The 12,077-nt window shown below is 43.0% G+C and carries 12 protein-coding genes; 4 read left to right on the top strand and 8 right to left on the bottom strand.

Features of this window, described 5'->3' with window-relative positions; genetic code table 11:
- Nucleotides 1–110 precede the first annotated feature (110 nt).
- From ACHUFQ_RS14580 to cutA, 8 genes are all read right to left on the bottom strand, one after another.
- Entirely contained in the window at nt 111–794 is a 684-nt protein-coding gene (locus tag ACHUFQ_RS14580) for a PEP-CTERM sorting domain-containing protein (protein ID WP_394176579.1), read from the bottom strand.
- Nucleotides 795–1,808: 1,014 nt separating this feature from the next.
- Nucleotides 1,809–2,513 carry a hypothetical protein gene (locus ACHUFQ_RS14575; protein WP_394176578.1) on the bottom strand — a complete coding sequence of 235 codons (705 nt, stop codon included), beginning with the start codon at nt 2,511–2,513 and terminating at the stop codon, nt 1,809–1,811.
- A 479-nt stretch (nt 2,514–2,992) separates the two neighbouring features.
- Complete coding sequence (locus ACHUFQ_RS14570) at nt 2,993–3,157, bottom strand: oxidoreductase-like domain-containing protein (protein ID WP_394176577.1); 165 nt, start codon at nt 3,155–3,157, stop codon at nt 2,993–2,995.
- Between the two features lie 164 nt (nt 3,158–3,321).
- On the bottom strand, nt 3,322–4,668 hold the full coding sequence (gene accC, locus ACHUFQ_RS14565; protein ID WP_394176576.1) for an acetyl-CoA carboxylase biotin carboxylase subunit: 1,347 nt from the start codon (nt 4,666–4,668) through the stop codon (nt 3,322–3,324).
- Between the two features lie 23 nt (nt 4,669–4,691).
- Entirely contained in the window at nt 4,692–5,141 is a 450-nt protein-coding gene (gene accB, locus ACHUFQ_RS14560) for an acetyl-CoA carboxylase biotin carboxyl carrier protein (protein ID WP_394176575.1), read from the bottom strand.
- Between the two features lie 19 nt (nt 5,142–5,160).
- Nucleotides 5,161–5,613, bottom strand: a complete 453-nt coding sequence (aroQ, locus tag ACHUFQ_RS14555) for a type II 3-dehydroquinate dehydratase (RefSeq protein ID WP_394176574.1) — start codon at nt 5,611–5,613, stop codon at nt 5,161–5,163.
- A 376-nt stretch (nt 5,614–5,989) separates the two neighbouring features.
- The gene (locus tag ACHUFQ_RS14550; RefSeq protein WP_394176573.1) at nt 5,990–7,867 is read right to left on the bottom strand and encodes a protein-disulfide reductase DsbD; all 1,878 of its coding nucleotides are present in this window, start codon (nt 7,865–7,867) and stop codon (nt 5,990–5,992) included.
- Nucleotides 7,867–8,184: a divalent-cation tolerance protein CutA gene (gene cutA, locus ACHUFQ_RS14545; RefSeq protein WP_394176572.1), complete on the bottom strand. Its 318-nt coding sequence runs from the start codon at nt 8,182–8,184 to the stop codon at nt 7,867–7,869. Before cutA ends, ACHUFQ_RS14550 begins: the two co-directional genes overlap by 1 nt.
- A 173-nt stretch (nt 8,185–8,357) precedes the next feature.
- Between cutA and ACHUFQ_RS14540 the strand changes: the two genes are divergently transcribed.
- From ACHUFQ_RS14540 to ACHUFQ_RS14525, 4 genes are all read left to right on the top strand, one after another.
- Complete coding sequence (locus ACHUFQ_RS14540) at nt 8,358–8,861, top strand: FxsA family protein (RefSeq protein ID WP_394176571.1); 504 nt, start codon at nt 8,358–8,360, stop codon at nt 8,859–8,861.
- 119 nt (nt 8,862–8,980) lie between these two features.
- Entirely contained in the window at nt 8,981–9,271 is a 291-nt protein-coding gene (locus ACHUFQ_RS14535) for a co-chaperone GroES (protein ID WP_394176570.1), read from the top strand.
- Nucleotides 9,272–9,375: 104 nt separating this feature from the next.
- Nucleotides 9,376–11,025 (top strand): chaperonin GroEL, encoded by a 1,650-nt coding sequence (gene groL / locus ACHUFQ_RS14530; RefSeq protein ID WP_394176569.1) that lies wholly within the window; start codon nt 9,376–9,378, stop codon nt 11,023–11,025.
- Nucleotides 11,026–11,204: 179 nt separating this feature from the next.
- On the top strand, nt 11,205–12,035 hold the full coding sequence (locus ACHUFQ_RS14525) for an Abi-alpha family protein (RefSeq protein WP_394176568.1): 831 nt from the start codon (nt 11,205–11,207) through the stop codon (nt 12,033–12,035).
- The last annotated feature ends 42 nt before the right edge of the window (nt 12,036–12,077 follow it).

Here is a 12,077-nt window from a genome sequence, read left to right as displayed (position 1 = left end):
AGAAACACCAGAAATGAGTATCCGAACGCAACAGTAATGTCGTTCAATCAATGAAAAAGCCCCGCAAGGGGCTTTTTTTATATCCATAAGAGTCTATTGCAGGAGCTTAATTAGCTGTATTTTCTACGACCTGCGACAAGACCTAACATACCCAAAAACATTAATGCAATCGTGCCGGTTTCAGGTACTTCTTGTGGTGGACCTGAAGGTGGTTGGGCACTATTGTAGAACGTTAGGTGTGATAGTCCGGCTTGATTTCCGCCATTATTTAATGGCGTTGACCAGGTACCAGTGGTAACGGATACCGCTGCTTGCATACAAGAGTCTGTAAAGGCTCCGCCTGCACAAGCACTTTCATCGCTTACATACCAAAACAGATTAAATCCATTCCCAGCTTTTGCTGCCCAATATCGAATGCTTGGGTCGCCTTGATCTGGCGTATATGTCCAGGTGCCTTCTTTGTTGCTATCACTAAGACCCGTAAATTCCCACTCATCACCATCGATAATGTCTTTATATCGTTCACTAATATCGCTAGTGTCGGATAACTCCTCATTAAATTTGGCGATAACAGGAGAAATCAATCGTTCACTGTCAGGTGCAAACACCCAACATGAAGAAAACCCCGTATAGACTGGATCTTGATTCTTGAAATAGCCCGCGCAATCATTACCGCCAATTTTTGTCGACTTCAGCGTTAGCGGTATTGCATTTGCTGATGTTGAAAAAAATACAGGGATCATTGCTAGTGGGATGACAGCCTTTAAAAGACTTTTTAATGAAAAAGAGCTCATTGCTTTTCCTTTAGGTGTTATTTTTGTTAATTGTTTCCGGTGATTTCCGAAATTCCATGCCTCAATCCTGCGGGCAATTACCATCAAGCATAAAGCGTGCCTGAAGTGAAAATACCAATTAAAACAAAGGTATATATGTTTTTGTGGGTGTTGTTCTTATTGGTTTGTAAAGGAAGCTGACAGCCATAGCTGCGACTACGGAACTTAGTATTGATGTGATGAGCATGGATGATCAAGAGTATAAAAGATTTCAGGTATGCAGGTTGTAAACATAGCAACAGGCGTTTTCCGCTTTCACTGGATAATCAATTATAAAGTTATACAAAAACTTGCTGCTTGCTTAGGCATTTTTTAGGCATTTTTTGAGGAGTTGAATAACACATTAGCGACCTGCCTTAAATAATCCATGTGACGAGCATTGAATCATATTATGCCTGGTCTTAAGCAAAACCTATTTAGGACTTTTTCGTTCTATAGCTGGAGGGCGACGTATCGGCAAGGGTTCCGAAAGTTAATCTCAGGCTTTTGGTGGATAGAGCCTGCTCAGAGTAACTCCGGGATTTCTCTCATGGGTTCATGGGGATGGGTTCATGGGTATAGCACCGCGATTCTCTCGCTCATTAGGCAGCTATAGTGGCTACCGTACCAGAAAGCTTTATACCAATCACATTAAGTTTGTGCACAACTCAGAGTTAGGGCAGAGGTTCAGTTACCACATAGATTTTATTGATATAGTCATTCTATATTAATGAAATATAGGGCCGTAAATGGACCTCTGATAAACTCCCTGCGGGTGAGTTTTAAAGGCATTTATCCTGCGTTACTGATTTTGACCGATTTTGAGACAATGGAGCGACCATTCACTGCAATCAAAGCCTTGCCTAAAAGCCTTTAAATTCTCACTGAGTGAGCAATAATTTAATGTGATTGGTATTACGCATTTGCAAAACGGTAGTGAACGTTTTAGTACAAATGCTGAGTCGCTCCTGAGGTACGCCAGTGCATGAAGATTAATCAGTATTTATTGATTGGCCTAAAACGGTGTAGGCCGATAATACCGGCAATACTTAATAGAAATAAAGGGAGGCTACTTCCTAACGGTATTTTTTCCGAAGGTGGCAAACCTGAATCATAAAAGGTGATGTGTGACAAATCCTTCCCTCCAGTATCCCATTCACCTTGGGTAACCGTCTGAGCTCCACTCATGCAGTCAAAGGTGTTAATCTGGTCATCGGGGCTGCAAAACTCCTCAAAGTCTTCCGCTGATACTTCCCAGTATAAGGTAAAGCCATTGCCGGCTTTCGCTACCCAAAAGCGGATGCCAGGGTCGCCTTCGCCAGGGGTGTAATTCCAACCACCGGTACTGTTGCCATCAATTGTCCATTCGTCGCCGTCAATACTAGGAAACATATCCGAACTATCATCAAGTTCAGAAAATGGCGGTTCGAATTTTCCTATTACCGGAGAAATAAGCTCTTCCGGGAGATCTTCAGCAAAAATCCAACAATCCCCAAACCCTCTTTGTTCTACCGGGACATCAGCTCGAATAAAGCTACTGGCTTCATAGTTAGGATCGCTTGGATTGAATACGCCAGAGCAGTCGTTACCGTCAAAATCCAGAGATACCAATACGGCGGCAGCAGAGTTACTGTACAGCGTTAAAGATACCAGAAAAGGAATGAATAATTTTCCGGCAATCGATGAAAAGAAAGGTTTCATTCTTATTCCTAATGTTGTTATGTATTGTTATTGATGCTATTTGGCTATCCGGTTGGCAAGGGATTATTCCTTTCATAGCTTCCCCTTTAATAGCTTCATTCTTTGGTGCTCCATGCCACAACTTTTCGGAACAAACATTGATTGAATTTTGAGTATAGTATTTATTTTAAAATTAGCAGGTTAGAGCTAAGTTTTTAGGTGAGACGGCAAAAGCCATGCCGCCAAGGATGACGACAAGGTAGTGAGTAAGTGACACAGGTAGTTATGTTTTACCAATCACACTAAGTTTGTGCACGACTCCCTGAGGGTGAGTTTTAAAGGCGTTTATTCTGAGTTACTGTTTTGGCCGATTTTAAGATAATGGAGCGACCATTCTCTGCAATCAAAGCCTTGCCTAAAAGCCTTTAAATTCTCACTGAGTGAGCAATAATTTAATGTGATTGGTATCAGCAGCATTTTTAACCCGGCGTGAATCTGGATTATTTATCCTGAGTTGATTGCAGCTCACTTTGTTGAATCCGCCATTGCTGCAAGTCTTTATAGTAGAAATCCCATACACAGGGATCGCAGACACCGCTTTCGCAGCATTCGCCCTCAGCGGGTGGTTGTGGTTTTTCACGTTGAGTCGATGTGGATTGTGTCATGAACATCTCAAACTTTTTAGGATTACGATATTGTGAATGTCGAAAGTTCCTATTTGACCAGACATAAAAAAACCCTGCAAGCAGGGTTTTCAATCTTATTACAGTTTTCTCCGAGTTTCGCAAAAAACTGGCCGTGTCAGGACACATCCGTAATCGGTTATCGATTATTCAATATCGGCGAGTTTCTTCTCAAGATAGTGAATATTCGCTCCGCCGCGGGCAAAGCCAGCGTCATTCATGATGTCTTCTTGCAAGGTGATATTGGTTTTAATGCCATCGATGACGATTTCATTTAATGCATTTTTCATGCGGGAAATCGCCACTTCACGGGTTTCACCATAAGTAATTAACTTACCTATCATTGAGTCATAATGTGGCGGAACCGAATAATCGGTATATACATGAGAATCCCAACGAACACCTAACCCACCTGGTGGATGGAAGCGGGTCACTTTACCTGGAGATGGGATAAAGGTACGTGGATCTTCTGCATTAATACGACATTCAATGGCATGACCTTGAATCTTAATGTCTTCTTGTTTAATGCTGAGCTTTTGACCGCTGGCAATACGCAATTGCTCTTTGATCAAATCAACACCGGTGATCATTTCGGTTACCGGATGCTCTACCTGAATACGGGTATTCATCTCGATAAAGTAGAACTCGCCGTTTTCATACAAGAATTCAAAGGTTCCCGCGCCACGATAATTAATCGCAATACAAGCTTTACAACAACGCTCACCAATTTCGGCACGAAGTTCTTCGCTGATCCCTGGTGCAGGTGCTTCTTCGACAACTTTTTGGTGACGACGTTGCATCGAACAATCTCGCTCACCCAGGTGGATCGCACTACCCTGACCATCGGCCAATATTTGGATTTCAACGTGACGTGGATTTTCAAGGAATTTTTCCATGTAAACCATATCATTGTTAAATGCCGCACGAGCTTCTGCTTTGGTTAGCTGAATAGATTCAAGTAAATCAGACTCATCACGAACAACGCGCATACCGCGTCCGCCACCGCCACCAGATGCTTTGATGATTACCGGGTAACCGATACGACGACCGTGAGCAAGATTGGCTTCATCATCGTCGGTAAGCGGGCCATCAGAACCCGGTACACAAGGAACACCGGCTTCTTTCATTGCCTGAATTGCACAAACCTTATCACCCATCAAGCGAATGCTATCGGCTAATGGTCCAATAAAGGCAAAGCCAGAATCTTCAACCTGCTCGGCAAAATCGGCATTCTCAGCCAGAAAACCATATCCTGGATGGATACCATCCGCATTGGTAACTTCTGCTGCAGTGATAATGCGAGGAATATTTAAGTAACTATCAGTCGCAGCCGGTTTGCCAATACAAATGGTCTCGTCAGCCAACAAAACGTGTTTTAGGTTTTTATCGGCAGTTGAGTGCACTGCAACGGTTTCGATACCCAGTTCTTTACAAGCTCGCAATATACGCAAAGCTATTTCGCCGCGATTGGCGATCACTACTTTTTTCAACATGGAATCAACCTTCCTTTGCGTGTTTATTCGATGACGAACAATGGTTGGTCAAATTCGATTGTATCTTCGTTTTGAGCCAGGATTTGCTTGATCACACCGGACTTATCCGCTTCGATCTGATTCATCATTTTCATCGCTTCCACGATGCATAATGTATCACCAGCATTGACGTGCTGACCTACTTCAGCAAAGTCTGGGGCGTCAGGTGATGGCGCGGCATAAAACGTACCGACCATTGGTGAGCGAACCACATGACCACTTAATTCAGCAGTCGCAGGAGCGGCTTCTGCAACTGGCGCTGGTGCGGCAGGAGCTGCTGCAACAGGAGCAGGTGCGGCAACATAGGTTTGCGGCGCGGCAACTGTGCTGGCACGGCTGATGCGTACCGACTCTTCACCTTCTGAAATTTCCAGCTCGCTAATGCCAGACTCTTCGACTAGTTCGATCAATTTTTTGATTTTACGAATATCCATTACAGTACCTTATATTTCTTTAATTATTCTGTGCTAACAATTGTGCGGCAGCGTCAAGCGCCATAGCGTATCCTTGGGGGCCACATCCACAAATTACCCCTTCGGCAATATCCGAAAGGTAGGAATGGTGTCTAAATGGTTCGCGACTATGAATATTGGATAAGTGCACTTCAAAAAACGGCACATCAATACTCAGCAATGCGTCTCTTAATGCCACACTGGTGTGGGTAAACGCCGCTGGATTAATGATGATAAAATCTGTTTGTTGATAGGCCTCATGGATACGTTCAATCAATTCATGTTCTGCGTTTGATTGAAAGTGTTCCAACTCAACATTCATGTTTTTAGCTTTATCTGTCAGAGATTCAATGATATCCGTCAAGGTTTGCGAGCCATAAATTTCTGGCTGACGTAAACCCAGACGGTTTAAATTTGGACCATTGATCACAAGCACATTGTGTTTTGCTGTCATTTTCTCTAACTTCCTGAATTTAAAGGTCCTTAGGCGAACCATTTCATTTCTGTTATTAACCTTCACAGCAATGCACTCATTGCTTTAAAAGTTGCTGTTAGGTTATTCAACATGAAAAATGATGAAAAAACCACCAGAAATTGAAATTATCTGCACATTATAGAGAGTTCGAAGAATATAGCACCAAAATACTGGTCTAATCACCGACGTTCGCTGTAATTTAGCCTTTGATTACGGGCAGTTGCGGCACTTTTTCCGAAGGCTGAAATCGCAGTTATATTCACAAGGTTGGGGCAAATTGACGGAGGGAACGGACATTTTACCGACAATATCAGTGAAATGCCCTTAACCTTAATGCTCGGACTTAGTAAGCGGGTTAATTAAATATTTGGTTGATATGTTTAGAAAAATTATCGGCATCCATAAAACCCGTTACACGATTTTTATCGAGTTCCCGGCCGGTTTCATCGAAGAATAAAATCGAGGGTAAGCCAAAGACATCATATTCTTCCATAAATGCCAGGCTTTCTGGTTTACCCAGGTCGGTTAAGTCGGCCTGTAGCATTACCGTATTGTGCAATGCCTGCTGCACGGAATCTTCTGGGAAGGTGTATTTTTCAAACTCTTTACAAGCAATACACCAATCAGCATACAAATCGAGCATCACCGATTGCCCTTGGGCATTGGCTTTCGCTATCTCGTCGTTTAATTCCTCCAATGACGCTACTTTCACAAACTCTTTATGTGTTGCGGCGACATGTGCCGCAGGTAGCCCGAACAAGGTTTGATACGCTAACTGGCCACCTGCAAATAACATCAGGAAGATAACCAAAGAACGAATACCATACCCTAATCCACCTGAGGTTTTACGCGTGTCGGTATTGATCACATAGAAGTAGGTCGCACTACCTAAGATTAACGCTGCCCATAATAAATTAGCGATAGCCTCTGGGATCAATCTTTCTAATAGGAAGATTGGGACGGCGAGTAATAACAACCCAAATACGGTTTTAATGACATTCATCCAGTTACCGGCTTTGGGCAATAATTTACCCCCTGAACTTCCCAGAATCAGCAAAGGTAACCCCATGCCCATGCTCAGCGCGTACAATGCCGTGGCACCAAGTACAACATCTCCGGATTGGGCGATATAAATCAATATGCCGGTGAGTGGCGCGGTTGTGCACGGCGATGCCACAAGCCCGGAGATTGCCCCCATAATAAAGACTGACACTAAGGAGCCGCCCTTTTGCGAGCTACTTAAATGGTTGAGTTTTTGTTGCCAGGAAGACGGCATTGATAAATTGAACACACCGAACATTGACAGTGCCAGCACCACAAAGAGTATGCTTAAACCAATAAGGATTGCCGGATGTTGGAATGCCGCTTGAAATTGAGCGCCGGCTAAAGCGACAACTACGCCAAGAATGGTATAGGTAATGGCCATCCCCTGGACATAGGCCATGGATAACGAAAAGGCTCTTCTGGTCGACAGCTTATCTCCCTGACCGACGATGATACCAGTGAGGATCGGGTACATCGGAAAAACGCATGGGGTAAATGACAGCAGGATACCTAAGCCAAAAAAGGTCAATAAAATGAGTGCCAGACTTTGAGAGGTTAACAGTGAGGCTAATTCAAATTGCTCACTGTCTGAGCCAGTAGAACCTGCGCTTAATTGCTTGTCTGTCGTGGTGTTAGACTCACCGTTGCTGCCGTTGCCACTGATGGCACCCAGAATCGCTGAATTGTCGTTACCATCATTACTACCATCAGCGTTTCCATCATTATTGCCGACGGCAGAAAGATAAATTACTTTTTTGGTGGGAGGATAGCACAGGCCTTTTTCAGCACAGCCTTGATACGTCAGCTCAATACTACTGTTACTGCTTGCCTTGTCGAGCGGGATATTAAACTTAAGCTGTTTGTAATAGACCTGCTGAATACCGAAAAATTCATCTTCGTGCTCAGTCCCTTGCGGTAATTCAGGCTGCTTGAATTGGGCAGTGTCACTTTTAAAGACTAACTTTTCTTTGTACAGGTAATAGCCTTCGGCAATATTAAAATAGATTTCAACGGAATCTCCCTGTTGGTTGAAATCAAATTGAAATGCTTTATCAACGTGAAGAAATTCATCCTGATTGGAAAATAACGAATCCATTGAGGTATCAAAGGGAGAGCTCTGTGCCTGGGTGCCAGTCGTTATGACACAGAGAGTTAATACTAATAAACGAAGTAGTGCTAGTGTGCGCATTATTGTTTTGTCACCATAGAGTCTATCCAGTTTAAATATGCTTCATTGCCCTGTTGGATATCCAAGGCAATGATTTCTGCTACATCATAAGGATGTAAAACAGTGATCCTTTTCTCTAGCGCGGTAAAAAGATGTTTTGCTGACTTAATGATCATCAAGGTTTCCTGATCTTGTTGCCGTTGACCCTGCCATTGGTAAATGGAAGTCACTGACTCCACAAGGTTTACGCAGGCGGCAAGTTGTTCATCAACCAAAGCATTCGCGATGTTTACAGCGCTGCTTTTATCGGGGCAAGTACACAAAACAATCTGATACATAGTGCGCCAGGGGTTCGTTTCTTCATTGCGATAGTTTAACTCAGAAGAAAGCTGGTTGAAATAGACCAGAAAACCCCCATATATGTTTCACTTTGACAGGAAATTGTTATCCTACACCAATGCTACTCCATGGCTACTTCATGAGTAGGGTTCAAATAAACTTGGTAATCGTCATGTTCAGAATTTTGTTTTTACTATTTATCGCCGTTCCTATCGTCGAAATTATGCTGTTAATTAACGTCGGCGGCATGCTTGGCGCATTACCTACCATTTGTTTGGTTATTATCACGGCATGGCTGGGCGCTACCCTGGTAAAACAGCAGGGAATGTCAACCATGCAGTCTATGCAGGTAAAAATGGCCAATGGACAAATGCCGTCCGACGAAATTATCGCTTCGGTATTATTGCTGATTGCCGGTGTCACCTTATTAACGCCTGGCTTTTTAACGGATGCGTTCGGGCTGCTTTTATTGTGGCCAGTATCTCGTCAGTGGTTAGTGAACCGTCTCAAACCTTATATGGTCGCCAGGCAGGGCCAGACTTTTGGGTTTGGACCGGGATTTGGTGCCTATCAGCAGTCGAGTGATGACATTGAAACGGGTCCATTTACACAGCCCAAAGATCTTAATGCGGATCAGCCTTCCACTCTGGAAGGTGAGTTTGAACGGAAAGATTAACCAGCGTCACTTTTTTAAATTTTTTTTTGTTTTTCACTTGAGAGTCACTTTTTAACCCCCATTTGAAATACATTACTTATATTGTTGTAAATTATTAATAACCAAATCAGGAGAGATTAATGAGCATTCGTCCTCTACATGACCGTGTGATCATCAAACGCCAGGAAGTAGAATCAAAATCAGCTGGTGGTATCGTATTAACTGGCAGTGCCGCTGAAAAATCTACTCGCGGTGAAGTTATCGCTGTTGGCAATGGCCGTATTTTAGAAAATGGTGACGTTCGCGCCCTTGATGTAAAAGTTGGCGATAAGGTTATCTTCAACGAAGGCTATGGCGTCAAAACTGAAAAGCTGGACGGCGAAGACGTATTGATTTTAAGCGAAAGCGATATTCTGGCGATTGTTGAATAATCGTTTAGTTAGCGCGTTCTCTAGGTAAATAAAATAGTAAGTACCCACTGTAATAATCCATTGAATCTACAATGGGTACAAACAATTAATTAAAGGAATCTATCATGGCAGCTAAAGAAGTATTATTTGGTAATGATGCTCGAGTAAAAATGTTAAACGGTGTCAACATTCTTGCTGACGCGGTAAAAGTAACTCTAGGCCCTAAAGGTCGTAACGTAGTATTAGATAAAAGCTTTGGTGGTCCAACGATCACGAAAGATGGTGTAAGCGTCGCGAAAGAAATCGAACTTGCGGATAAGTTTGAAAACATGGGCGCGCAAATGGTGAAAGAAGTTGCTTCTAAAGCCAATGACGAAGCGGGTGACGGCACCACGACCGCAACCGTTCTGGCGCAAGCGATTGTTACCGAAGGTTTGAAATCGATTGCCGCAGGTATGAACCCAATGGACCTTAAGCGTGGTATCGACCAGGCTGTCATTGCCGCGGTTGAAGAGCTTAAAGGTTTGTCGCAAAAATGTACCGATAACAAAGCCATTGAGCAAGTAGGTACAATTTCGGCAAATTCAGATACGACGGTTGGTCAGATTATTGCGACAGCGATGGAAAAAGTCGGCACTGAAGGTGTAATCACCGTAGAAGAAGGTCAGGCGCTTTCTGATGAGCTGGACGTAGTTGAAGGTATGCAGTTCGATCGTGGTTATTTGTCTCCTTATTTCATCAACAACCAGGAAAGTGGTGCTGTTGAACTGGATAACCCATTCATTCTTTTGGTTGATAAGAAAGTTTCCAATATCCGTGAACTTCTTACCACGTTGGAAGCGGTCGCTAAAGCTGGCAAACCGTTGTTAATTATTGCTGAAGATGTTGAAGGTGAAGCGCTGGCAACCTTAGTGGTTAACAACATGCGTGGCATCGTTAAAGTTGCAGCAGTTAAAGCCCCAGGTTTTGGTGATCGTCGTAAAGCTATGCTTCAGGATATCGCTACGCTTACCGCAGGTACCGTAATTTCAGAAGAAATCGGTATGGAGCTGGAAAAAGCAGCATTAGAAGATTTAGGTCAGGCTAAGCGTGTTGTCATTTCTAAAGACAATACGACCATCATCGATGGTATTGGTGATGAAGCAGAAATCCAGGCACGCGTTGCGCAAATCCGTGGTCAAATTGAAGAATCGACCTCTGATTATGACAAAGAAAAACTTCAAGAGCGTTTAGCTAAGCTTGCTGGTGGTGTTGCGGTAATCAAAGTTGGTGCAGCCACTGAAGTTGAAATGAAAGAGAAGAAAGCTCGTGTTGAAGATGCATTGCATGCGACACGTGCCGCGGTTGAAGAAGGTGTGGTTGCCGGTGGTGGTACAGCCCTTGTTCGTGTCGCCGACAAGCTAAAAGCACTTGAAGGTGCAAACGAAGACCAAACCCACGGTATTAATGTTGCACTTCGTGCGATGGAAGCGCCGCTTCGTCAAATCGTTTCTAACTGTGGTGATGAAGCTTCCGTTGTTTTGAACGAAGTCCGTAACGGTGAAGGTAACTTTGGTTACAACGCTGGTAACAGCACTTACGGCGATATGTTGGAGATGGGTATCCTTGATCCGACCAAAGTAACCCGTAGTGCATTACAGTTCGCAGCATCTGTTGCTGGCCTAATGCTAACCACAGAAGCTATGGTCACCGAAGTTAAAGATGATGCTCCGGCTGCCGCTATGCCTGATATGGGTGGCATGGGTGGTATGGGCGGTATGGGCGGTATGATGTAATCTGTCAAGGATTATATTAGCTCTTATAAATCAATGCCTTACAAATGGTGTAGCCAAGTATTTAGTACACCATTGTAGCCAACATTGTAGGCCAACTTGAGGACATCTTGAGTTGGCCTTTTTAATTGTAACGTGATAATTATTGACTATTTACAACTATTCAAACGGAGTTGATTATTTTGGGAGAAGACTTAATTACAACCGCAGCAACAGAATTCACCAAAAAAGGTGCTTCTAAACTTGCTGAAACGATGGTGGAACCTGCGGGTAAAGAACTTGGTAAAGTTGGGGCTGATTTAATTAAATGTTTAAGACTAATCACTGCACCAATCCAATATGGAGCGCACTGGCAAGATAGGCTTGAATTGCATTTCAAAAATGTATTAAAGAAAGTGCCTCAAGAAAAAAGAGTCGTGCCGCCGAGTTCATTGGTCACACAAGTAGCAGAACAGCTCAAACATTTTGATGAGGGCGATCAAGTAAGCGAGCTATACATAAACTTATTAGCTAAAGCTTGTAACAAAGAAACCTCTTCTAATACTCACCCTGCTTTTTTGAACATTATATCTCAATTATCACCCGATGAAGTTTTCATTTTTGATGAGTTGGGGAAAGAGCGGAGCAAAACTTTTTCATACTTTAGTTACTATCCGGCTTTAAATAATGCCTTGGAATCTGCTTATGTGCATTCATATACTGAGGTCGTCTCTATTAATGGTATTACGGAAAAAACCAAAAAGTTAAGCAGTGATGAATTAAATGGATTTATAAACGATAAAAGCTTTCCTGCTATTCTGAAACTTCCGTATCCTCCTAGCATCTTGATGATTGTTAGAAGATTTTTGTTACTTGGTTTAATTGAAGAAGATTTCACCAGTACTTCAGAACTTTCGGTCACGTCATTTACCAGTAAGGATCGAGATACAACCGAAACAGAACGATTGAATCAGACAAATTATATCATGACTGATTTTGGTCAATTATTTTACCGAGTTTGTATGCGTACCTAACATGGTTATGCTGCCGAGTATTCTCCGATAAATGGAGAAGAG

Origin of the sequence: Thalassotalea litorea (assembly GCF_043642205.1) — a bacterium.
Taxonomy (GTDB): domain Bacteria; phylum Pseudomonadota; class Gammaproteobacteria; order Enterobacterales; family Alteromonadaceae; genus Thalassotalea_A; species Thalassotalea_A litorea.
Note: the sequence above shows the minus strand (reverse complement) of the source record. Positions and strands in the feature narration are given on the sequence as shown.